The following is a 23,297-nucleotide window of genomic DNA, read 5'->3' on the forward strand; positions in this document are numbered from 1 at the left end:
CAGGCGACCTCGTGGTATCGTGAGAAACCGCTTTCTCAGGAAGGGACTCACCGATGAGCCAACTCCGGTACGCCGTCGTCGGAACCGGCCACCGCGCCCAGATGTATGTCGACGCGATCACCGACACCTACGCCGACCGGGCGGCGCTCGTCGCGCTGTGCGAGCCCAACCCGGTCCGCGCCGACGTGTACGCGCAGCGGGTCGCAGGCAAGGGGCTGCCGACGCCGAGCGTCTGGACGCCCGACCGCCTCGAGGACATGATCCGCGACGAGCGCATCGAGCGGGTCGTCATCTGCTCTCGCGACGACACGCACGCCGAGATGATCGTGCGCTCGCTCGAGGCGGGCGTCGACGTCGTCGTGGAGAAGCCGCTCACGATCGACGCCCCGAGCGCCGCGCGCATCGAGGAGGCGGTTGCGCGCACGGGCCGTCAGGTCGTCATCACCTTCAACTACCGCTACTCCCCGCGCAACAGTGCGCTGCGCGAGGTCGTGCGGTCGGGTCGGATCGGGCGGGTCACGTCGATCGACTTCTCCTGGATGCTCGACACGAAGCACGGCGCAGACTACTTCCGCCGCTGGCACCGCGAGAAGGCGCATTCGGGCGGGCTCCTCGTGCACAAGTCGAGCCACCACTTCGATCTCGTCAACTGGTGGATCGCGAGCGAGCCGCGGCGCGTGTTCGCCTCGGGCGGTCTGCGCTTCTACGGTGCACAGAACGCGGCCGCGCGCGGGCTCGGCGAGCGACCCGAGCGCGGCACGCACGAGGGCGCGCACGATCCGTTCGAGCTCGACCTGCGCGAGGACCCGCGTCTGAAGACCCTGTACCTCGAAGCCGAGCAGCACGACGGCTACGTGCGCGACCGCGACGTCTTCAGCGACGGCATCACGATCGAGGACAACCTCGCTCTCATCGTGGACTACGCGTCGGGAGCCACGCTCGGCTACTCCCTCAACGCCCATGCGCCGTGGGAGGGCTATCGCGTCGCGATCAACGGCACCGAGGGCCGTGCCGAGCTCGAGGTCGTCGAGCGCGGATCCCTCGTGCCCGACGAGGGGCTCCATCCCGTGCTCGACCCGAGCGCGGTCGACGCGGAGACGTCGGTCCTGCGCCCGAGCGGCGAGCGCCTCATCGTGCAGCGGCACTGGGAGGAGCCCGTCGAGATCGAGATCCGCCGGTCGGGCGAGGGGGGCCACGGGGGCGGCGACGCGCTGCTCCTCTCCGACGTCTTCGTCGGCCCCGGCGACGACCCGCTCGGGCGCCCTGCCGACTGGAGCGACGGCATCCGCTCGATCGCCGTCGGGATCGCCGGGAACCGCTCGCTCGAGACGGGACTCCCCGTGCGCGTGTCCGACCTGGGCATCGCGCTGCTCGCCGAGGACCGACCGTGAGCCGCATCCTCGTGACCGGCGGCGCGGGGCGCCTCGGCCGCACGCTCGTCGCGGGCCTCGCGGCCGCGGGCCACGACCTCGTGTCGGTCGACCGGCAGGTCTCCGACGCCCCCGAGCTCGCGGGCGTCGAGCAGGTCGCCGCCGACCTCGGCGCCCCCGGCGCGGCGGCCGGCGCGATCGCGCAGGCGCGCCCCGACGCCCTCATCCACCTCGCGGCGATCGCCGTCCCGTTCAGCGCTCCCGAGGACGTCATCATGCGCGCGAACGCGGGCCTCGCGGTGTCGGTGATGGGAGCCGCGGCGGCGGCCGGCGTCGGGAGGATCGTCGCGGCGTCGAGCCCGACCGTGCTCGGCTACGGCGCTCCGACGGGCTGGACTCCCGAGCGGCTTCCGCTCGACGAGGACACGCCCCCGCTCCCCTGGAACGCGTACGCGCTGTCGAAGCTCATCATCGAGCAGTCCATCGGCATGCTGCGTCGTCAGACCGGCGACGCTGTCCGCTACGCGGCCTTCCGCCCCTGCTACGTCATCGCCCCCGAGGAGTGGGCGGGCGCGCCCACCCAGCAGGGCCACACCGTCCGCGAACGGCTCGACGACCCGGCCCTGTCGGCCCCCGCGCTCTTCAACTACGTCGATGCGCGCGATGTGTCCCGCTTCGCCGACACGCTGCTCGCTGCCATGGGCGACATCCCGAACGGCGAGGTGTTCTTCGTCGGCGCCGACGACGCCCTCGCACGCGAGCCGCTCTGCGACCTCCTCCCGCGCTTCCACCCGGGCACCGCCCGCGCGGCCGCCGAGCTCACGGGCACCGCTCCGGCGTTCTCGAACGCCAAGGCGCGGCGCCTGCTCGGGTGGCGCCCCAAGCACGCGTGGCGCGACGAGCTCGGCGAGCGCGTCGCGGTGTCCGCATCCCCTCGACAGGAGAACCGCCTTGACTGACCTCGCCATCCCCGACCGCGTCCTGTTCTTCCCGGTGACCGCCTTCGATGCGCACGACAGGGTCGACGCCGACCTCGTCGAGCAGCACGTCGCGGGTGCTCTCGCCCACGAGCCGGGCGCCGTGTTCGCCGCCTGCGGCACGGGCGAGTTCCACACCCTGTCGCTCGAGGACGTGCGCGCGGCCGTCGCGGCCGCCGTGCGCGCGACGGCAGGACGCGTGCCCGTCATCGCGGGAGCCGGCGGCCCGCTCGGCCACGCGGTCGCCTGCGCGCGCATCGCGGCGGAGGCCGGCGCCGACGGCCTGCTCGTCATGCCCCCGTACCTCGTGGGCGCACCGCAGGAGGGCCTCATCGCGTACGTCGAGCAGATCGCCGCGGCGAGCGACCTCCCCGTGATCGTCTACCACCGCGCGAACGCGCAGTTCTCCCCCGGGTCGGTCGCGCACCTCCTGCAGAATCCGCGCGTCGTCGGCATCAAGGACGGCGCGGGCGACGTCGCGCTCGCGCAGCAGTTCGTGCTCGAGGCGGCCCGCGCCCAGCGCGACGTGCTCTTCTTCAACGGGCTGCTCACGGCCGAGCTGTCGCAGGCGGCGTACACCGCGATCGGCGTGCCGATGTACTCCTCGGCCGTCTTCGCGATGCTGCCGGAGGTGGCCGTCGCGTTCTTCTCCGCGCACCGCTCGGGCGACACCGCGCGACAGCGCGCGCTCCTCGAGGGCTTCTACGCGCCTCTCGTCGCGCTCCGAGACGAGACGCCCGGCTTCGCCGTCTCGCTCATCAAGGCCGGCGTGCGACTCTCGGGCCTCGACGTCGGCTCCGTGCGCGCGCCGCTCATCGACCCGAGCCCGGACCAGCTCGCGCGCCTCGCCGCCCTCCTCGAACGCGGGCGGGAGCTCGCCGCGTGACGACCATCCGCTCGCTCACGGCGCGCCTCGAGCGCGTGCCGCTCGTGCGCCCGTGGGCGGCCGACGTCACGAGCGTCGGCGTCATCGCCACGACCGTCGTCCGCTCGGACGGCGCCCGCGGATGGGGCTTCTCGTGGACGCCGCAGATCGGCGCCGAGGCGGTGCTCGCGATGCTCGAGCACGACATCGCTCCGGCCGCGATCGGCCGCCCCGCAGACCCGACGCGGACGTGGGATGAGCTGTGGCGGCACCTGCACGAGGCCGGAGGCGGCGGCATCACGACGATCGCGCTCGCAGGGCTCGACCTCGCCCTGTGGGACGCCGAGGGCCGCGCTCACGGTGCCTCGCTCTCGACGCTCATCGGCCGCCGTCGCGACAGCGTGACCGCGTACGGCAGCGGTGTGAACCTGCACTACACGCAGGACGAGCTCGTCGCGCAGGTGCGCCGCTGGGTCGATGCCGGCTTCGACGCCGTGAAGATCAAGGTCGGCCGGCCCGACCCCGCCGAGGACGCCGACCGCGTCGCCGCCGTGCGCGAGGTGCTCGGACCCGGCCGCGGCCTCATGATCGACGCGAACCAGCGGTGGGACCTCGACCGCGCGACCGCCGCGATGGAGCTGCTCGCCCCGTTCGCGCCCGCGTGGATCGAGGAGCCGCTGCGCGCCGACGACCTCGAGGGTCATGTCGAGCTGTCGCGGCGCATCCCGACGCCGATCGCGGTGGGCGAGAACCTGCACACCGTGCATCGATTCGAGGAGTTCCTCGCGAGCGGGGCCATCCGCTTCGCGCAGCCGAACGTCGTGCGCGTGGGCGGCATCACGCCCTTCCTCCGGATCGTCGAGCGCGCGCACGCGCACGGCGTGCAGGTGCATCCGCACCTCCTGCCCGAGCTGTCGGGGCAGCTCGCGCTCACGCTCCCCGGCGACCCGCTCGCGGAGGACGTCGAGGATGCCGGCTTCGGCGATCTCGGGGCCCTCGCCGATCCCAGCCCGGTGCGCATCGCAGACGGGCGCCTCACGGAGGCGCCGCACCTCGGCCTCGGCCTGCGCTTCCGCTACCATCCCGATCTGGAGGCCGCCTCATGACCACGACACCCGACCAGCTCGACGAGATCGTCGCCCGCGCGCGCACCGCGTTCCCCGCATGGCGGGACGCCGACGCGGCCACCCGCGCGCGCTGGCTGCGCGCACTCGCCGACGCGCTCGACGCGGCCGCCGACGAGCTCGTCGAGATCGCCGACCGCGAGACGCGGCTCGGCGGCACGCGCCTGCGCGGCGAGGTCGCCCGCACGACCGGGCAGCTGCGCCTCTTCGCGGGCGTCGTCGAGGAGGGCTCCTACCTCGAGCTCACCGTCGACGACGCCGACCCCTCGGCCACGCCGCCTCGGCCCGAGCTGCGCCGTCTGCTCGTGCCGCTCGGCGTGGTGGCGGTGTTCTCGGCGTCGAACTTCCCGTTCGCGTTCTCGGTCTGCGGCGGCGACGCGGCATCGGCCCTGGCCGCCGGGAATCCCGTCGTCGTGAAGGCCCACTCCGGGCACCCCGAGCTCTCGCGGCGCACCGCGCAGATCGCCGCCGCCGCGCTCGAGGCCGCGGGGGCGCCGAGCGGCTCCCTCGCGCTCGTCGAGGGGCGCGCGGCGGGGAACGCGCTCGTGGTGCATCCGGCGGTGCGCGCCGCCGGCTTCACGGGCTCGGTCGCCGGAGGGCGCGCGCTGTTCGACCTCGCCTCCGGACGACCCGACCCGATCCCCTTCTACGGAGAGCTCGGCAGCCTCAATCCCGTCGTCGTCACGCGAGGCGCGGCAGCCGCCCGCCGCGACGAGCTCGCCGCAGGGCTCGTCGGCTCGTTCACGCTGGGCTCCGGTCAGTTCTGCACCAAGCCCGGCGTCGTGTTCGTGCCGCGCGGAGCGGGCTTCGAGGACGCCGTCGCGGCGCAGGTCGCCGACGCGCACGGCGGGCCTCTCCTCACCGACCGCATCACCGAGGCCTTCCCCGAGGGCGTCGACCGGCTCGCCGCCGACCCGTCAGCGACCGTGATCGCGCACGGCGCCGCATCGGATGGCGCGCGCCCGGTCGTCATCGCGACGGACGCCGCCGCGATCGCCGAGCGCCCTGACGTGCTCCTCGAGGAGGTCTTCGGCCCCGCGACCCTCCTCGTCGCGTACGACGACGAGGAGCAGCTGCTCCGGGCGATCGCGGCCGTCCCCGGCAGCCTCACGGCGACCCTGCATGCGGAGGAGGACGAGGAGGTCGACGCGCTCGTCGACGCGCTCACGGCGGTCGCCGGGCGCGTGCTGTTCGCAGGCTGGCCGACGGGCGTCGCGGTCACGTGGTCGCAGCACCACGGCGGACCGTGGCCCGCGACGACCTCGCTGCACACCTCCGTCGGAGCCACGGCCATCCGGCGATTCCTGCGCCCCGTGGCGTACCAGGATGCGCCGCAGCGCCTTCTGCCCGCGCCCCTGCGCGACGAGGCGCTCGCGCGACTGCCGCATCGCCGCAACGGCGGGCTCGTCGTCCCGCGCGGCTGAGGGCCGCGGGGCCGGGACGGGACGGGTCGGGAACCCGTTTCGGGTCCCGCGGCGACCGTCGGCCCTCAGGCGAGCGGATCGGCGAGCAGCGGAGCGAACGCGGCCTCGGCGGCGCCGATGAGGAGACGGTCCTCGGCGAGCGCCGCAGGACGGATGTCGAGCGCCTCGGCAGGCGCCGCGAGAGCATGACGCCGGACGGCCTCGTCGAACCCCTCGGGGTCGGCGGCGACGATCATGCCGAGGAAGCCGCCGAGGACGATGGCCGACGGGTTCAGCACGTTGACCGCATTCGCGAGCGCGGTCGCGAGGATGCGCCGCTGCCGGGCGACCTCGTCGACGACTCCGGGAGCGGACGACTCGGCGAGCGCGGCGGCGAGGGTCGGGTCGTCGGCCGAGGACAGGCCGAGGGCCGCGAGGAGCCGCGCCCTGCTCACCTCGTCCTCGAGCACGCCGCCGGGTGTCGCGCGGTCTGCTCCGTCGAGGATGCCCGGCGTGTTCTGCCCCCACTCCCCCGCGTAGCCGCCTGCGCCGGCGATCACCCGCCCGTCGAGGATGAGTCCGCCGCCGATGCCGCTCGCACCGCCGTTGAGGTAGACGACGTCGCGGTGCCCCTCGGCCGCTCCGAACAGGTGCTCGGCCCGCGCGCCGAGGGTCGCGTCGTTGCCGACGACGACCGGCAGCCCCACGCGGTCCGCGATGAGGGCCCCGACGGCCGCATCGCGCCAGCCGAGGTGCGGCGCGAGACGCACGACGCCGTCGTCCGCGCGGACGAGACCCGGCACGGCCACCCCGACCCCGACCATCCGCACCTCGCGCAGGGAGCCCTCTCGCCATCCGCTCACGATCCGCGCGATGGCGTCGGCCGTCTCCTCAGGGGTGAGCAGGTGGTCGACCTCCTCGCGGGCGCGGGCGCGGACGGTGCCGTCGAGTGCGATCGCGCCGATCTCGAGCGCGTCCACCTCGGGGTTCGCCGCGATCGCGACGACATCGGCGCTGGGCGCGACGATGGGCGACGGACGGCCCACACGCCGCGTGGGGTCCGGCTCGCGTTCGACGACGAGGCCGGCGTCGACGAGCGCGCCGACGAGGTCGGCGACCGTCGAGCGGTTGAGGCCCGTCGCGGCCGTGATGCGGGCGCGCGACTGGGCGCCCTCCTCGTGCACGAGCCGCAGCACCTCGCCGAGGTTGCGGCGCCGCACGCCCTCGACGCTCATCGCCCGTTCCGCCATCGCGATCCCCTCGCCATTTGTCGTTCCGATCACGATATCCGGGTCCCGCGGCGCGCGCGGTGCGGCGTGCCGGGCGGCGCGCTCTGCCCTCGCGCGGATCGGCGGTGCCGGGCGGTGGCCATCCGCTCCGGATGGCCACCGCCCGGCACCGCGGGAGCGGTCAGCTGAGGGGTGCCTCGGCCGGCTCGAGGGCGTCGACGCGCACCTCGACGAGCCGGGGGTCCGCCGCCGTCACCTCGTGCACGTCGCCCGTGAGCACGACGGTCGCGCGCGCGGTCGCGTCGCCCGGGAGCGTCCGCTCGACCCGCGCCCGCGTGCTGCTGATCGAGCCGTCGCCGTCGGCGCGGACAGACGACGCCTCGGCGTGAGCCGCGACCCACAGCTCGACGTCGCCGGGCTCGACGACGCGGACGAGACGGCGGTCGCTGAACGCGAAGCGCTGAGCGGGCACGTCGAACACGACGCGCGCGGACGCGCCGGGCTCGAGCGCCACGCGTGCGTAGCCGAGCAGCTGCGCCACGGGGCGCGCGATCGACCCGACGACGTCGCGCCCGTAGAGCTGGACGACGTCCACCCCTTCGCGCTCGCCCGTGTTCGTGACGGTCACGGCCGCGCAGATCACGCCGTCGGTCGGTGCCGCGGCGTCGACCTCGAGGTCGGCGTAGGCGAACGTGGTCCCGGTCAGGCCGAAGCCGAACGGACGCAGCGGCGTCGAGTCGGTCGATGTCACGTCGGACGGGCCGCCCAGACGCGGGTGCAGGTAGCGGTACGGCTGCGCGCCGGTCGAGCGCGGAAGCGACACCGGCAGACGTCCCGACGGTGCGAACGCCCCCGTGAGGACGTCGGCGATCGCGAGCCCGCCGCCCTCTCCGGGGAAGAACGCCTGCAGGACAGCGGCGGGCGCGGTCTCCGCGTCGAGCGCCCACTCGATCGCATACGGGCGGCCGGTGAGGAGCACGAGCACGACGGGCGTGCCGGTCGCGACCGCGGCCTCGACGAGCGCGCGCTGGGGGCCAGGCAGGTCGAGCGACTCGACGTCGTTGCCCTCGCCGACCGTGCCGCGCCCGAACAGTCCGGCCTGATCGCCCGCGACGACGACCGCGACATCGGCCGAGCGCACGAGCTCGACGGCCTCCGCGAAGCCCGAGCGGTCATCGCCCTCGACCTCGCAGCCGCGCGCGTGCACGATCTCCGCCTGCGGGAGCGCCGCGGCGAGCGCCTCGCGCACGGTCGGGATCTCGAATCCGAGCGGATGGTCGGGGTGATGCGCGAGGACGTGGTTCGCGAACGAGTAGCAGCCCTGCAGCGCCTCGGCGCGGTCGGCGTTGGGGCCGATCACGGCGACGCGGCGCGCGGCGGCGGGAAGCGGCACCGCTCCCTCGTCGCGGAGGAGGACGATCGACTCCGCGGCCAGTCGCCGGGCGATCGCGCGGTGTCGCGGCGAGTCCACGTCGATCTCGACGGGCGGCTCGTCCGAGAAGGCGTCCTCGTCGAGGAGGCCCAGCTCCTCCTTCTGCGCGAGCACCCGCAGCACGGCGCGGTCGACGAAACGGATGTCGATCCCGCCCGACCGCACCTGCTCGGCCAGCGGCGCGAGATAGGCGTCGCCCGCGGGCAGCTCGACGTCGATGCCGGCCCGGAGCGCCTGGACGGCGGCTTCGCCGCGGTCGGCCGCGACGCCGTGCATGACCTCGAGGAACGCGACCGAGAAGTAGTCCGAGACGACGACGCCGTCGAAGCCGAGCTCGTCCCGCAGGACGGTCGTGAGCAGTCCGGGATGCGCCGCGACGGGCTCGCCGTCGATGTCGGTGTAGCTGTTCATCACCGATCGGGCGCCGCCGTCGCGGAGCGCCATCTCGAACGGGGGCAGGTAGACGTCGGCGAGCTCTCGCGGCCCCGCCGAGACGGGGGCGTGATTGCGCCCCGCCTTCGACGCCGAGTAGCCGAGGAAGTGCTTGAGCGTCGCATGCACGCCCGCGCTCTGCAGGCCGCGCACGTAGGCGGTGCCGACCGTGCCGACGAGGTACGGGTCCTCGGCGATGCACTCGTCGACGCGGCCCCAGCGCGGGTCGGCGATGACGTCGAGCACGGGCGCGAGCCCCTGGTGGATCCCGAGCTCGCGCATCGTGTCGCCGATCGCGGCGCCCATCTCGGCGACGAGGTCGGGATCGAACGACGCGCCCCACGCGAGCGGCGTCGGGAAGGTCGCGGCCTTCCACGCGGCGAGCCCGGTGAGGCACTCCTCGTGGACGATCGCGGGGATCCCGAGGCGGGTCTCGGCCTTCAGCCGCCGCTGCTCCGCCCACAGCCACGCGGCGCGCTGGGCCGGGTCGACGGGCCGCGTGCCGTACACGCGCGTGTAGTGGCCGATGCCGTCGCGCGTGATCTCGGCGAGTGTCGCTCCCGCATCGTCGCCGGCCATCTCGCCCTGCATCGGCGCCACGACCTCGCCTCCGCGGTCGAGCCAGTAGCCGACGAGCTGGGCGAGCTTCTCCTCGAGCGTCATGCGCTCCAGGAGAGCGCTCACGCGCTCGGACACGACGGGCAGAGGGGGCAGTTCGGTCATGGCGTTCCCTGCGGATCCGGGGGCGGTCATCCCTTGACCGCCCCGCTGAGGCCGCCGACGATGCGGCGTTCGAAGAGGCTGAAGAAGATGAGCGCGGGCAGCATCGACAGCGACGTGAACGCGAGCACGCGCGCCGTGTCGACGGAGTACTGCGACGCGAAGTTCTGCACGCCGAGGGGCAGCGTGAAGAGGTTCGGGTCGCTCAGGATGAACAGCGGCAGCATGTACCCGTTCCACGACCCGATGAAGGCGAGGATGCCCGTCGTGATCACGCCGGGGAGGCTCAGCGGCAGCACCATCCGGAAGAAGAAGCCGAGTCGGCTCGCCCCGTCGATGGAGGCCGCCTCCTCGATCTCCGCGGGGATGGCCCGCAGGAACGGCACGAGGATGATGATCGTCGTCGGGAGGGCGAAGGCGATCTGCGGCAGGATGACGCCGAGCAGGCTGTTCGTCAGGCCCAGGCTGCGCACGAGCAGGTAGAGCGGCGTGATCGCGACCGTGACGGGGAACATGAGTCCCGCGGCGAAGAGCGCGTACAGCGCGCCCTTCCCCATGAAGTCGTAGCGCGCGATGACGTAGCTCGCCATGAGCCCGAGGGCGACCACACCCGCGGTCGTGGCGAGGGCCGTGATGGTCGAGCTCGCCATGGCCTGCCAGAAGGTGCCGCTCGCGAGCACCTCCGTGTAGTTCGTCACGACCCACGGGGCGGGGAAGCCCGATGGGTCGGCGGTGATCTGCGAGTTCGTGCGGAAGCCGCCGAGCACGATGTAGAGGACCGGCCCCATGCAGATGGCGATGAGGACGACCGCGCAGAGATACGTGATCGCGCGGCTGCCGTCACCGGGACGGCGTGCGATGCCGCTGTCGACGCGGCGCCGCCGGCGTGCCGACGGCACGACGAGGAGGGTGGTCGAGCTCACTTCCTCCGCTCCTTCCCGCCCGTGAGGGCGCCTTCCGTGTCGCGTCGCAGCACGAAGCGCTGGTAGACGAGCGCGACCACGAGCGAGATGACGAACAGCACGACGGCGACCGCGTTGCCGAAGCCGTAGTTGCCCGCCATGTGGCCGTTGAGGTACATGTACGTCGCCATGGTCGAGGTGCCGGCCGTCGCGGAGACGTACTGGCCCCAGATGATGTTGACGAGGTCGAACAGCTGCAGCGATCCGATGATCGACAGGAACGCCCAGATGCGGATGGTCGGTCCGAGCAGCGGCAGGGTGATCCGCAGCTGGATCTGCCAGAACGACGCGCCGTCGATCGCGGCGGCCTCGTACAGCTCCTCGGGGATGCCCTGCAGGCCGGCGAGCATGAGGATGACCGCGAAGCCGATGTACTTCCACGTGATGATGAGGATGAGCGTCCACATCGCGAGCGCCGGATCGGCGATCCACGACGCACCCTCGATGCCGAGCTTCCCGAGCAGGCTGTTGACCGCGCCCGCGTCCTGGAGCATGAGGCTCCATCCGGTTCCGACCACCACCTCGGCGATGACGTACGGGACGAAGATGAGGACGCGGATGATCGACCGCCCGCGGATCCGCTGGTTGAGCAGGAGGGCGAACAGGATGGCCAGGGGCCCCTGCAGCACGAGCGACGCGATCACGATGACGCCGTTGTGGATCACGGCGTCGCGGAACGTCGGGTCCTGCAGGATCGTGATGTAGTTCTGCAGCCCGATGAAGTTCGTGGGCGGACCGAACCCCTTCCAGCTGAAGAAGCCGTAGTAGGCCGCCATCAGCACGGGGAAGATGACGAACGCGAGGAAGACGACGACCGCCGGACCGGCGAGGAGCGCGATCTCGCCGCGCTTGCGCCAGTCCGCGGCGCCGCGACGCGCTCGGGCGGGCCGCCCGGCGGCCGACGCGGGAGCGTCGGCCGCCGGGGGCACCTCGATGAGGGAGGAGCTCATGACGTTCCTCAGCCGCGCGCCGCCGCGCCCTCGACGGCCTCGACGATGCCCTCGGGCGAGCCGTTGCCGGAGAGCAGCTCGACGACCGCCGTGTTGAGCGCGTTGCCGACGCTCTGGCCGAGCAGCGTGTCGAGCCACACCGTGACGTACGCGGCCTCGTTGTAGGCCTCCATCAGCGGCTGCAGGGCCGGGTCGGTGACCGCGCCCTGAGCGGCCTTCGAGGCGGGGATGGTCTGGTACGCCTCGGCGTACTTCTCCTGCCACTCCTGCGACGCGATGAAGTTGAGGAAGTCCTCGCAGGCCGACGGCGAGTCGACCGAGCACGAGTAGCCGTCGACGCCGCCCATCATGGCCGTCGGGTCGCCGTCGCCGCCGTCGACCGCCGGGAAGGGGAACCAGCTCAGGTCTGCGAGGGGCTTCTGGTCGGGCGTGAGCGAGGCGATGACGCCCACGTCCCAGCCGCCCATGAGCTCCATGGCCGCCTGGTGGTTGGCGAGCAGGCCCGCCGACGAGCCGGCGCCCTGCTGCGCCGAGGTCGTCAGGTAGCCCTCGTTGAACGGCTGGGTCTCGGCGAAGTCGGCGAGGTCCTCGCCCGCGGCCAGCCAGCAGTCGTCCGAGAAGTCGAGCGTCGTCGCGATCTCCGACATGACCTCCTGGCTGCACTCGCGCAGCGCGAAGAAGTAGTACCAGTGCGCGGCCGGCCAGGCGTCCATCGCGCCGAGCGCGATCGGGGCGACGCCCGTCTCCTTGAGCTTCTCGGTCGCGTCGACGAGCTCGTCCATCGTGCCGGCCGGCTCGACGCCCGCGTCGGCGAAGAGGTCCTGGCTGTAGAAGATGCCGCCGGGCAGCACCGCCGTGGGGACGCCGTAGGTCGCGCCGTCGATCGTGAAGGCATCGAACACGCCGTCGCCGTAGTCGGCCCGGACCTCGTCCGAGATGAGGTCGGAGAGGTCCTTGACCGCTCCGGCCTCGACGACATCCGCGAGCTTGCCGCCGCCGCGCGCCATGAAGAGGTCGGGCATGTCGCCCGAGTTCACGGCAGTCTGCAGGCGGCCATCCATGTCCTCGTTCTGGATCGACTGGACGTCGATCGTGACCCCTTCGTTCTCGGCCTCGAACGCGGCGGCCGCGTCCTCCCAGTACTGCTTGCCGGGTCCGGTGGTCGAGTTGTGCCAGAGCGTCATCGTGACGTCCCCGTCGTCCCCGCCGCCGCTGCCGCCCGCGCAGCCCGTCAGGGCCACCGCGCCGGCGACGGCTGCGATCGTCAGGATCCTGTGTGCTCTCATCGCGTCTCTCCTCGTCCTCGAGTGGGAACATCCCGGGCATCCGTCGGACATCGACGGTCGCCCCGCGAAGACGAGAATGTCATCGCTCACGACAAATTGTCAATCGTTATCGACATCGTTTTCGATAACGATTGAAACACGGCCGTGTCCGACCGCCATCCGGCGCCGTCCGGCAGTAGCGTTGACGCGTGACGTTCCCCCCGACCCCGGAGGCCGCGCCGAGCGGCCGCGCGACCATCCATGATGTCGCACGTGTGGCCGGCGTATCGGTGTCGACCGTCTCGAAGGTGATCAACGGGCGGTACGGCGTCTCGGCCAAGACCTCGGCGCACGTGCTGCGCGTGGTCACGGAGCTCGGCTACGAGTCGTCGCTCATCGCCGCCTCGCTCCGGCGCGGCCGCACGCACGTCATCGGCGTGCTCGTCGCGGAGTTCGAGCCCTTCGCGCTCTCTCTTCTCGAGGGGATCTCGGAGGCCCTGCAGGGCACGGGCTACGACCTGCTCTCGTACGCGGGAAGCCTCTCAGGGCCGACCGAGGGGCAGCATGAGGGCTGGGAGCGCCGCTCCCTCTCCCGCCTGGGCGGCACGCTCATCGACGGCGCCATCATCGTGACGCCGACCGTCGAGGCGCCCTCCGCCAGCGTGCCGGTCGTCGCGATCGACCCGCACACCGGCCCCGCGGGCGCGACGACCGTCGACAGCGACAACCTCGAAGGGGCGATCGCCGCGACCCGTCATCTCATCGAGCTCGGTCACAGGCGGATCGCGCACGTCCGCGGTCGCCGCGACCTCGAGTCCGCCCGCCTGCGCGAGGAGGGTTACCGGACGGCCCTCGCGGAGGCCGGCATCGCGTTCGACCCCGCGCTCGTGGTCGACGGCGGGTATCGATCCGAGGAGTCGACACCTGCCGCCGAGCAGCTCCTGTCGCTCGCCGACCCGCCGACGGCCGTGTTCGCGGCGAACGATCTCTCGGCCATCCGCACGATCGAGATCGCGCGCGCGCACGGGATCTCCGTCCCCGACGATCTGTCGGTCGTCGGCTTCGACGACATCCCCGCCGCCGCCTCGCATGAGCCGCCGCTGACGACCATCCGGCAGCCTCTGCGCGAGATGGGCGCCGCCGCTGTGCGGATCCTGCTCGGCAAGCTCGACGGCGGCGATGACGCGAGCGACGCGCATGTCCGGATGCCCGCCCAGCTCGTCATCCGGGCATCCACCGCGCCCGCCCGCTAGCTCCTGCCCGCGTGGGAGTCACCGGCACCCCGGTTGCATGTCTCACTTGGTGTGGGAAAGAGGCGCCGTATCCCGCGGCATCTGAGACACGCGGGCGCCACCCCGGTTGCATGTCTCACTTGGCATGGGAACCGGGCGCCGTATCCGGCGGAACATGAGACACGCGGGCGCCACCCCGGTTGCATGTCTCGCTCGACGTGGGAAAGAGGCGCCCATACCCCACCGCACGTGAGACATGCGGGCCCCACCCGGCCAGCATGTCTCGCTCGACGCGGGAACCGGACGCCCATACCCACCGCGCGTGAGACACGCGGGCGACGCCCCGGCCGGCATGTCTCGCTCGACGTGGGAAAGAGGCGCCCATACCCACCGCACGCGAGACATGCGAACACCGTCGCCGGGATCACTCCCTCAGCGTGTCTCACGCCGGGCGGGAAACCCGGGCGGATTCCGACCGCGTGTGAGACACGGAAGCGGGCGGGACGCCGTCGACGCCCCGCCCGCTCTCGCCGCCACTCAACGGGGCGGCCACCCGCACTCCGCGGGTCAGCCGCCGCCGCTCAGCGACTCAGCTTCACCCGCGTCTGGGCGAGGATGTCGCCGTCCGCGCTCGCGGTCAGCTGCCACACGCCGGGGCGGTCCGGGAGGGCGACCGTCACCTCCGCGACGCCGCGCGCGTCGGCCGCCGCCGTGCCGATCACCTCGCCCGTGCGTCCCTCGCCGCGCGCGGCACTGACCTCGACCATCTCACCCGGCGCGGCGCCGGTGACCGTGACGACGGTCTCCGCCCCCGCCTGGGCACCGGCGGGCACCGTGATCGACGGCTCCTGCGGCGCGGCGACGAGCTGGACGACACCCCAGCGCGCGGTCGACTGGTAGCCCAGGCCCGTCGGGTCGGCCCAGTTGCGGATGCCCGTGCGGGCACCGGCGGCCGCGTCGTTCACCTGGACGTCGAGGCCCTGGAAGGTGCCCGGCCCACCCGCCCCATCGAGGCGGATCGCCGCCTCGACGACGTAGCCCGTCTCGGTCCGCGCAGCTGCGGTGTCCGTGCGCGCATCCTGCGCGGCCTCGTCGCCGGCGCCGAAGGAGACGACGCCGTCGGCGTTCACGCGCAGCTGTATGTCCTGCGCACGGTAGGCGCCGTTCTTGGCGTTGCCGGCGTCGACGTAGATCTCGACCGAGTCCTGGATCCAGGGGTCCACGCCGCTGACATCGACCACCGGGTCGGCGACCTCGGCGCGGACGTACAGCACGTCGTCCCGCCAGAGGAGCCGCGCCTGGGCGGTCGCACCCGCCTCGCCGTCGACCTGGATGTCCGTCGCGACCGTCGCGGCGTCCGCCCAGACGTCGTCCGGCGCACCGTCGATCACGGGCGCCGATGCGGCCTCAGGGACCTCGGCGTACGCGAGAGGGCCGACGAGGGCGAGCGAGCCCTGCGTGCCCTCCGCACTCCAGCCGCCGCGCGGCGATCCGTCGTCCACGACGCGCACGTCGAACAGGACGCTGTCGCCCTCCGCGGCCGCGAGCGGCAGCGCCGCGACGACGGCGTACCCCGTCGCCGTCTCCGAGACCACCGCTTCGACCTCGGCGCCTCCCCCGCGCGGGACATCCGTTGTCTCGTCGTTCCAGGAGAGCACCACGCGATCGTCGCCCGGCGTGGTGTCGTCGACCTCGACATACACGGTCAGCCGGTCGGCGTCCCAGCGCAGCTGGAAGCGCGCGGCGTCACCCGCCTCGTGCAGAGGGAGCTGGCGCCAGGCGACATCCAAGGCGGCATCCGCGTCGAGCGGCACCGCACCCTGGAAGACCGACGCGCTGCGCGCCGGCGGCGGCAGCTCTCCCCCGGCGGCCCCGTGGAACGCGGGCTTCGCCTGCAGGGCGTCGTCGAACAGAAGGGGCGCCCCCGAGTCCACGCGCCACGAGCGTCCGTCGGTGAGACCCCAGACCGACGCGGAGAACAGCTCGACCGCCCGCTCGCGGAATGCGTCGAAGACGGCGCGGTAGTAGTAGCCCTGGTCGACGAGCAGCGCGTCCGTGACCGGCGTGCCGGTCGTCACGTCGAGCTCGGTGACGGCCTGCGTCACCCCCACGTCGGCGAACCGGTCGAGCGCGCCGGCGAGCGCGGAGACGGGCGTCGACAGCGACACGTGGAACTGATGCCCCACGCCGTCCACCGGCACGCCGCGCGCGAGAAGGCGGTCGACGAGGGCCGCGTACCGGTCCTGCTTGCCCGCCTGCTCGGTGTTGTAGTCGTTGATGAAGAGCGTGACCGGGCGGTCGGCGCCGTCCGCGGCGTACACGTGGTTGAACGCCTCGTCGGCGTACTGGAACGCGAGGTCGACGAACTCCTCGCCGAGCACGTCGTACCAGCGGCTGCGGCGCATGCCGTCGGTGTACTGCGCGCCGTCGTCGATGACCTCGTTGACGACGTCGAGCGCGACGAGCGGGTTCTCCGCTCCGAACGCGCCCCATCCGGACGAGAGGTACTCGGCGACCGCGAAGATGTGCGTGCGCATGCGCTCGGCGAGGATGGCCTGATCGGCTTCCGAGTTCGTGAGCGGCGTGCCATCGTCGTGCTCGAAGAACCAGGCCGGCGTCTGGCCGTGCCACACGAGCACGTGGCCGTAGAGCCGCAGGCCCTCATCTCGCGCGAAGTCCATGAGAGCGATCGCCTCAGGATGCGGCGTGAACACGCGGTCCGCGTCGTACCAGGCCTCGGGCTTCATGTGGTTCTCGGGCGTGATCTGGTCGAAGTGCCGCGTGAGGAGCTCCGCTGCCGCGCCCGTCGTCTCTCGGCTGTCGATCGCGACGCCGACGGGGAAGTCGACCGTGTCCTTCAACGGGACCACTTCCTCGACCTGCGGGTCGCCGACCGGCGTGACGACGATGTCGTCGACGAGGAGGTCGGAGGTGTTCGTGCCGCCGTACGCCGTCTCGAAGTACAGCTGCGCGCTCTCGGCGGCGCCCATCGTGAACCGCGCACTGAGCTGCGTCCAGCCCGTGTCGGTCGCTGCGGCGTGCTGCGCGATCGTGTCGTAGCTCGTCCCGCCCGCGGTCGTCCGCGCCATGCTCGCCCACACGGCGTCGGCGGGCTGTCCGGGCGCGAAGCGCACCCAGGCCGTGAGGTCGTACGTCTCGCCGGGGATGAGCACGCCCGTCACATCGCGGATGATCCCGCTGCCCTGCGAGGTGCGGTCCGCGATGAGGGCGGCCCCGACCCCCGCGTGAGCATCGGCGTCGGTCACGGTGACGGTCGGCGCGCCGGATCCGCTGTCGCGCGGCGCCCAGCCGTCGAGCCCGCTCTCGAAGTCGGTCGCGATCACGGGCGGCGCCTCCTCGGCGGCGGCCGGAACAGCCGCAAGGGCCGAGGCGGCGAGCAGCGACGCGGCAAGCGCGGCGAGCACACCGCGGCGGCGTCTGCGAAGGGGTGAGGGCATCATGCACGCTCCTTTGCGCGGGACGGATGGTCGGCACCCAGGCTGGTGGACGCCGTGCGCTCCGCGCAAGGAAAAGTTGCGATCCCAAACTTAGCGTTGCGAAATCGTTATCGATATCGATGCCCTCACCCGCCTGCGGAGAGGCGCTCCTCATGCGACAGGACTGCGCAGCCGCCGGGTCAGAGGGCGAGCTCGGCGACCCCGTCGGACGCGCGGACGGTCTCGCCGCCGATGGCGCCGATCGAGAAGGCGACGACCTCCTCGGAGGAGATGCGGACGGATCCCGGCGCGCGCTCGACGCGGAAGCGCGCCGTCCGGCCATCCGCCGCGGTCACCGTGAGGGCGCTCTCGCCGTCCGCTCCGCCCGGCGCGACCCGCAGCGTGAGGTCGTCGAGGTAGTCGTAGTCGGTCGTGTCGTCGCGCGCGCCGACCGGCACGACGGCGCCGGGGCGGACGTACAGCGGCACGCTGTCGAACGCGTGGGTCTCGCGGCGCCATCCGCCGCTCACCGTCTCACCCGTGAGAAGGCTCGTCCACTCCCCCGCGGGCAGGTAGAGATCCACGGCGCCGTCCGCCGAGAACACGGGCGCGACGAGCAGGTCCGGGCCGAGCATGTACTGCCGGTCGAGGTACGCGGTCGCGGGATCGCCGGGGAACGCGAGCGGCATGGGCCGCATGACCGGCGTGCCGGTGCGGTGCGCCTCGAGTCCGGCCGCGTGCAGGTACGGCATGAGCGCGAGCTTGAGGCGCGTGAACCGGCGGGCGACCGAGACCGCGCTCTCGGCATCGGCCTCATCGCGCCCCTCCGCCTCGTCGAACAGCCACGGCACGCGGTAGCTCGTGGACCCATGCAGGCGGCTGTGGCTCGAGAGGAGCCCGAACGCGAGCCAGCGCTTGAAGACCGCGGGGTCGGGCATGCCCTCGAACCCGCCGATGTCGTGGCTCCAGAAGCCGAAGCCGCTGAGCGAGAGCGAGAGGCCGCCGCGGAGGCTCTCGGCCATCGACGCGAACGACGACGTGTTGTCGCCGCCCCAGTGCACGGGCATCCGCTGGCCGCCGGCGGTCGCCGACCGCGCGAACAGCACGGCCTCGCCCTCGCCGCGCTCGGCCTCGAGCACCTCGAACACGGCCTCGTTGTAGCGCTGGGTGTAGAGGTTGTGCATCCGCTCGGGGCTCGAGCCGTCGAAGTAGTCGATCTCGAGCGGAATGCGCTCGCCGAAGTCGGTCTTGAAGCAGTCGACGCCCTGGCGGATGAGCCGCCGCAGGTGGTCCTGGTACCACGCCGTCGCCTCGGGGTTCGTGAAGTCGACGAGCGCCATGCCCGCCTGCCACAGATCCCACTGCCAGACCGAGCCGTCGCGCCGCGTGACGAAGTAGCCCTTCTCCTTGCCCTCCGCGAAGAGCGGCGAGCGCTGGCCGATGTACGGATTGATCCAGACGCACACGCGCAGCCCGCGCTCGTGCAGACGGCCGAGCAGCCCTTCGGGGTCCGGGAACACGCGCGGGTCCCACTCGAAGTCGCACCAGTTGAACTCGCGCATCCAGAAGCAGTCGAAGTGGAACGTGCCGAGCGGGATGTCGCGCGCGGCCATCCCCTCGATGAAGCGCGTCACGGTCGCCTCGTCGTAGTCGGTCGTGAAGCTCGTGGTGAGCCACAGGCCGTACGACCATGCGGGCAGGCGAGCCGGGCGCCCGGTCAGCGCCGTGTAGCGCTCGATCACGCCGGCGGGGTCACCGCCGGCGAAGACGTAGTAGCTGAGGGACTCGCCCGCGACCGAGAACTGCACGCGCTCGACGGCCTCCGACCCGACCTCGTAGGAGACGTGGCCCGGATGATCCACGAGCACGCCATATCCCCGGCTCGAGAGATGGAACGGGACGTTCTTGTACGCCTGCTCGCTCGAGGTGCCGCCGTCGGCGTTCCAGATGTCGACCGTCTGGCCGTTCTTCACGAGCGGCCCGAATCGCTCGCCCAGTCCGTAGATGAGCTCGCCGACGTCGAGGGCCAGCTGCTCATGGACGTAGGCGCCGGCTCCCGTCGCGCCGAGCGGCCCCCGTTCGACCGCGGCGTCCGGGGCGAGGCGGATGTATCCGAGCGACTTCTCGCCGCTCGACGTGAGCACCCGCCCGGTCTCAACATCGTGGAAGACGAGGCTCCACGGAGCTCCACGGGTGATGGTCGCGCGGATGCGGCCGCTCGTGATGCTGCCGGCCGCGTCGTCCACGACGACGTCGCCGTGCCCGTCCTCGGCGCCGACGAGGTCGAACGAGACCTCGCCTCGGCCGCCCTGGTGGTGCTCGATGCGCACGCCGATCACCCCGGGCAGCGGCGAGTGCAGCGAGACCGTGAGCGTCGCGCGGTTCAGGGTGTCGCCGCGGCGCTCGATGACCTTCGTCGGCACGGTCGCGTTCAGCGTGCGCCCGTCGGACCAGACGTCGTACGCCTCGCGCCCGTAGAGGGCGTCGACGCCCTGACGCAGCTGCCAGAACCCGTCGGTGAACTTCATGGCCGGGATGCTCCTGTCGTGACGCCCGTCGGCGGGCGGAGTGGATGAGACATTCTCGAAGCGCTTCGATGACCGGCGCGCGGGCGCGCATCGGGGCGGCGCGCCTCAGGCGGGCGGCGCGATCGAGCTGCGGTCGATGAACGCGGGCGGGAGCAGGAGCGGCGGGCCCGGCACGACGCCCTCGACCGCCGCGAGCATGCCCTCGACGGCGATCCTCCCCATCTCCTCGATGGGAAGCGTCGTTCCGCTCAGCCGGTGCTCGAGCCGCCCGGGGTCGTAGCTCGCCGCGGCCGCGAGGAGGGAGATGTCGTGCGGGACGCGCAGCCCGCGCTCGTCCAGGCGCCGCAGCGCCTCCTCCACGACCGGCTCGTTGCAGTGGAACACGATCGCCGTGACGTCGGGGGCCGCCCCGAGGATGAGGTTGACCGCCTCCGCACCCGTCCCCCGCTCGATGCCCGCCCATTGACGAACGATGCGCACCCCGCGGGCGTCCGCGGCCTCGCCGAGAGCGTGATCGAAGCGTCCGATGAATCCCGCGCGCCGATCCACGAAGCTGTGCGGGTGGCCGATCATGCCCACGACGCGATGCCCCGCATCCGCGAGCCGCGCTATGGCGTCGCGCGCCGCCGTCTCGAAGTCGAAGTCGACGCAGGCGACCCCCTGCGCGTGCTCGGAGATGCCGATGAGCGCAGCGGGGATGCGCCCCGCGCGGACGATCGGAAGCCGCTCGTCATCCTCGGCGACGCCCATCATCACGACGCCGTCGACGAGGGAGCTCGCGCTCACCCTCCGGATGCCGTTCACCTCGTCGTCGCGAGCGAGCAGCAGCACGTCGTAGTCGCGCCCGCGCGCGGCCTCGACGACCGCGGAGGTGAACCGCATGTGCGTCGGCAGGTGCCCGTCGGCGCGCAGCGGTGCGCTGAGGGCGAGGATCTGCGTCCGGGCCCCGGCGAGGATGCGCGCGGCGGCGTGCGGCTGGTAGTCGAGCTCTGCGATGGCCTGGTCGATCCGCTCGCGCGTCGAGCGCGAGATCGTGCGCTTGCCGGAGAGGGCGTACGAGACCGTGCTGATCGACACGCCGGCGAGCTTCGCCACCTCGTTGATCGTCGCCATCTTCACTCCATTGTCTAAGCGCTTCGACTGTCCCGCGATCCTATCCGCGAGGTCAGGGCCGTGCAACTCCCATCATCGCCCGACCATCCGCTCGATCTCCACCTCCGCGCCGCGCGCGACGCGCAGGACGGCGCTCGCTCCCGGATCGAGCGTGAGCCCGCGCGAGAGGTCGCTCGCGCGGATGAGCTCGCGCGCCTCGCCGCGCACCCGCACCGGCTCGGCGCCGTGGTGGAGGAGGAAGAGGAAGTCCGCCCGCGCCCCGCGCCGCCTCACGGCTTCGACGCCGAGCGCTGCGGCGCCCGCGACCGTCTCGCGCGCGCCCGCGCGCTGCGCGAGCTCGGCGAGCAGGATGTCGCGGGATTCCTGAGCGAGCCGGGCCGACACGTAGACCGCCGTCCCCGCGCCCCGCTCGGCCTGGGTGATGGCGGCGTGCCCTGCGAGCGGGCCGTCGACGTAGCGCGCGAGGACGCGCGCATCCGACGCATGCAGGCGCTCGGTCCACTCCTCCGCACGCAGGCCGCCCTCGATCGCGACGCCAGCGCCCGGCTCGAGCGGCACGATCTCGTCCGCGCCTGCGCCCAGGAGGTCGCCCAGCAGCGCAGGGTAGCGGCCGGCGGCGATCCGGAGGCTCTCGTCCGCGAACCCGGACGGGGTCGTGACGACGAGGCGCCCGCCCGCGCGCACGAACCCCTCGAGCCATCCGACGGTCTCCCGCGCCATGGCGTACAGCGCGGGCACGATGAGCAGGCGCAGGTGCGAGATCTCTCCTCCGGGCCGCACGAACTCCGACGCGATGCCCTTCCGCCAGAGCGCGCGGTGCGTCGCCCGCACCTCGTCGGAGTACGACAGCGCGTCGTTCGGCAGGTGCGGCGTCTCGAGCGCCCACCAGCCGTCGGCGTGCCAGACGATCCCCACCTCGGCCGGGACGACCGGGCCATCGGCCGGCGGCTCGGCGACCTCGCCGATGGCCTCGAGGATCCGGCCGAGCTCGACCACGGGCTCGAACTGCGGCGAGTCGCCGCCCCCGTGCGGCACGAGCGCGCCGTGCCACTGCTCGGCGCCCGCCGCGCTCTGCCGCCACTGGAAGAAGAGCGAGCTCTGCGAGCCGCGCGCGATGTAGCCGAGGGAGTTGCGGATCATCCGATCAGCTGTCTTGGCGTGCGTGCGATCGCCGACGCGGATGCCGCGCGCGTTCTGCTCCATGAGCACCCAGGGCCCGCCCGCCCACGACCGGGTGAGGTCCGCGCCGTAGGCCACGTGCGCCTCGCCGTCCGGGCCGGTCGTGTCCAGATAGTGGTCGATCGACACGATGTCCTGCGCGGCGGACCACGACCACTGCTCGAGGTGGTTCCAGGTGGGCAGCATGAAGTTCGTCGTGACCGGAGCGGACGAGCCGGCCGCGCGGATCTCCGTCTTCTGCTCCTCGAAGGCCGCGAGCATCTCGTCGGAGGAGAACCGCCGGAAGTCGATCAGGAGCGCGGGGCTGTGCAGGTACTGCGTGGCGCGCGGAGGGAGGATCTCCTCCCACGCCCCGTAGCGCTGCGACCAGAACGCGGTGCCCCACGCGGCGTTCAGCGCGTCGAGATCGCCGTAGCGGCTCCGCAGCCAGGCGCGGAAGGCGCGCGCCGCATGCGGCCCGTAGTCGAGCGTCCCGTACTCGTTGTGGATGTGCCATCCCCGCAGACCGCGGTGGCGTCCGTATCGCTCGCCGAGCATCCGCGCGATCCGCCGGGACGCCTCGCGGTACGCGGGCGCGCTCACCGCGTACGTGTCGCGGGAGCCGTGCGAGAGCACGACCCCGTCGGGTCCGACGGGCATCGCGTCCGGGTGCGCGAGCGTGAACCACGGCGGCGGCGACGCGGTCGGCGTGGCGAGGAAGAACCCGATGCCGGCCTCGTCGAGCAGGGAGATGACCTCGTCGAGCCAGCCGGTCTCGAACCGGCCCTCGCGCGGCTCGAGCAGCGCCCAGGAGAACACGCCGAGCGTCACGGTGTTCACCCGCGCGCGCCGCATGAGGGCGATGTCCTCCCGCCAGATCTCGCGCGGCCACTGCTCGGGGTTGTAGTCGCCGCCGAACAGGAGCATGCCGGGCGCATACGCGCTGCGCGTGCCGTCGGTCATCCTCGATCCCTCCTCGCCGTCGTCGGCGGGCCGCGCCGCCGCGACGAGGCGATGCGTCCCGGTCCTCTGCGGCACGGGTCCCTTCGGCCGATGGCGCGCAGACGCGGCCTCGTCGCGGCGGACGTTCTCGCACCCCT

15 protein-coding genes are annotated in these 23,297 nt (G+C 72.7%); 6 read left to right on the top strand and 9 right to left on the bottom strand.

What is annotated here, in order from left to right:
• Positions 1-53: 53 nt before the first annotated feature.
• The 5 genes from M1D46_RS13550 to M1D46_RS13570 are packed head-to-tail and all read left to right on the top strand — an operon-like array spanning position 54 to position 5,760.
• The gene (locus M1D46_RS13550; RefSeq protein WP_456285808.1) at positions 54-1,391 is read left to right on the top strand and encodes a Gfo/Idh/MocA family protein; all 1,338 of its coding nucleotides are present in this window, start codon (positions 54-56) and stop codon (positions 1,389-1,391) included.
• On the top strand, positions 1,388-2,329 hold the full coding sequence (locus M1D46_RS13555) for an NAD-dependent epimerase/dehydratase family protein (RefSeq protein ID WP_456285809.1): 942 nt from the start codon (positions 1,388-1,390) through the stop codon (positions 2,327-2,329). The genes M1D46_RS13550 and M1D46_RS13555 overlap by 4 nt, the downstream gene beginning before the upstream one ends.
• Positions 2,322-3,233, top strand: coding sequence for a 5-dehydro-4-deoxyglucarate dehydratase (locus tag M1D46_RS13560; RefSeq protein WP_456285810.1), 912 nt, complete (start codon positions 2,322-2,324; stop codon positions 3,231-3,233). Before M1D46_RS13555 ends, M1D46_RS13560 begins: the two co-directional genes overlap by 8 nt.
• Positions 3,230-4,318: a mandelate racemase/muconate lactonizing enzyme family protein gene (locus M1D46_RS13565; protein WP_456285811.1), complete on the top strand. Its 1,089-nt coding sequence runs from the start codon at positions 3,230-3,232 to the stop codon at positions 4,316-4,318. Before M1D46_RS13560 ends, M1D46_RS13565 begins: the two co-directional genes overlap by 4 nt.
• Positions 4,315-5,760, top strand: coding sequence for an aldehyde dehydrogenase (NADP(+)) (locus tag M1D46_RS13570; protein WP_456285812.1), 1,446 nt, complete (start codon positions 4,315-4,317; stop codon positions 5,758-5,760). Before M1D46_RS13565 ends, M1D46_RS13570 begins: the two co-directional genes overlap by 4 nt.
• A gap of 65 nt (positions 5,761-5,825) precedes the next feature.
• On the opposite strand, the gene M1D46_RS13575 is transcribed toward M1D46_RS13570, so the two are convergent.
• The 5 genes from M1D46_RS13575 to M1D46_RS13595 form a co-directional block, all read right to left on the bottom strand.
• Positions 5,826-6,989: an ROK family protein gene (locus M1D46_RS13575; protein ID WP_455970801.1), complete on the bottom strand. Its 1,164-nt coding sequence runs from the start codon at positions 6,987-6,989 to the stop codon at positions 5,826-5,828.
• 160 nt (positions 6,990-7,149) lie between these two features.
• Positions 7,150-9,555 (bottom strand): beta-xylosidase/alpha-l-arabinosidase, encoded by a 2,406-nt coding sequence (locus tag M1D46_RS13580; protein WP_456285813.1) that lies wholly within the window; start codon positions 9,553-9,555, stop codon positions 7,150-7,152.
• 26 nt (positions 9,556-9,581) lie between these two features.
• Positions 9,582-10,475 carry a carbohydrate ABC transporter permease gene (locus M1D46_RS13585; protein WP_374727737.1) on the bottom strand — a complete coding sequence of 298 codons (894 nt, stop codon included), beginning with the start codon at positions 10,473-10,475 and terminating at the stop codon, positions 9,582-9,584.
• Complete coding sequence (locus M1D46_RS13590; RefSeq protein ID WP_421074378.1) at positions 10,472-11,464, bottom strand: carbohydrate ABC transporter permease; 993 nt, start codon at positions 11,462-11,464, stop codon at positions 10,472-10,474. The genes M1D46_RS13585 and M1D46_RS13590 overlap by 4 nt, the downstream gene beginning before the upstream one ends.
• An 8-nt stretch (positions 11,465-11,472) precedes the next feature.
• On the bottom strand, positions 11,473-12,750 hold the full coding sequence (locus M1D46_RS13595) for an ABC transporter substrate-binding protein (protein ID WP_271172765.1): 1,278 nt from the start codon (positions 12,748-12,750) through the stop codon (positions 11,473-11,475).
• Positions 12,751-12,938: 188 nt separating this feature from the next.
• Here M1D46_RS13595 and M1D46_RS13600 point away from each other — a divergent pair, with 188 nt between their 5' ends.
• Positions 12,939-13,982, top strand: coding sequence for a LacI family DNA-binding transcriptional regulator (locus M1D46_RS13600; protein WP_324014318.1), 1,044 nt, complete (start codon positions 12,939-12,941; stop codon positions 13,980-13,982).
• A gap of 560 nt (positions 13,983-14,542) precedes the next feature.
• On the opposite strand, the gene M1D46_RS13605 is transcribed toward M1D46_RS13600, so the two are convergent.
• The 4 genes from M1D46_RS13605 to M1D46_RS13620 form a co-directional block, all read right to left on the bottom strand.
• Positions 14,543-17,422, bottom strand: coding sequence for an endo-1,4-beta-xylanase (locus M1D46_RS13605; protein WP_456285814.1), 2,880 nt, complete (start codon positions 17,420-17,422; stop codon positions 14,543-14,545).
• A gap of 176 nt (positions 17,423-17,598) precedes the next feature.
• Positions 17,599-19,926 (bottom strand): alpha-xylosidase, encoded by a 2,328-nt coding sequence (gene yicI, locus M1D46_RS13610; RefSeq protein WP_456285815.1) that lies wholly within the window; start codon positions 19,924-19,926, stop codon positions 17,599-17,601.
• Between the two features lie 105 nt (positions 19,927-20,031).
• Entirely contained in the window at positions 20,032-21,039 is a 1,008-nt protein-coding gene (locus M1D46_RS13615; RefSeq protein ID WP_324014315.1) for a LacI family DNA-binding transcriptional regulator, read from the bottom strand.
• Positions 21,040-21,111: 72 nt separating this feature from the next.
• Positions 21,112-23,235 carry a beta-galactosidase gene (locus M1D46_RS13620; protein ID WP_456285816.1) on the bottom strand — a complete coding sequence of 708 codons (2,124 nt, stop codon included), beginning with the start codon at positions 23,233-23,235 and terminating at the stop codon, positions 21,112-21,114.
• Positions 23,236-23,297 lie beyond the last annotated feature (62 nt).

The sequence above is a fragment of the Microbacterium sp. JZ70 genome, assembly GCF_053903225.1.

Bases quoted from the DNA above. Each gene is read 5' to 3' on its own strand.
- M1D46_RS13615 (WP_324014315.1), bottom strand. From the start codon at position 21,039: ATGGCGACGATCAACGAGGTGGCGAAGCTCGCCGGCGTGTCGATCAGC.
- M1D46_RS13580 (WP_456285813.1), bottom strand. From the start codon at position 9,555: ATGACCGAACTGCCCCCTCTGCCCGTCGTGTCCGAGCGCGTGAGCGCT.
- M1D46_RS13590 (WP_421074378.1), bottom strand. From the start codon at position 11,464: ATGAGCTCCTCCCTCATCGAGGTGCCCCCGGCGGCCGACGCTCCCGCG.
- M1D46_RS13605 (WP_456285814.1), bottom strand. From the start codon at position 17,422: ATGATGCCCTCACCCCTTCGCAGACGCCGCCGCGGTGTGCTCGCCGCG.
- M1D46_RS13570 (WP_456285812.1), top strand. From the start codon at position 4,315: ATGACCACGACACCCGACCAGCTCGACGAGATCGTCGCCCGCGCGCGC.
- yicI (WP_456285815.1), bottom strand. From the start codon at position 19,926: ATGAAGTTCACCGACGGGTTCTGGCAGCTGCGTCAGGGCGTCGACGCC.
- M1D46_RS13595 (WP_271172765.1), bottom strand. From the start codon at position 12,750: ATGAGAGCACACAGGATCCTGACGATCGCAGCCGTCGCCGGCGCGGTG.
- M1D46_RS13550 (WP_456285808.1), top strand. From the start codon at position 54: ATGAGCCAACTCCGGTACGCCGTCGTCGGAACCGGCCACCGCGCCCAG.
- M1D46_RS13575 (WP_455970801.1), bottom strand. From the start codon at position 6,989: ATGGCGGAACGGGCGATGAGCGTCGAGGGCGTGCGGCGCCGCAACCTC.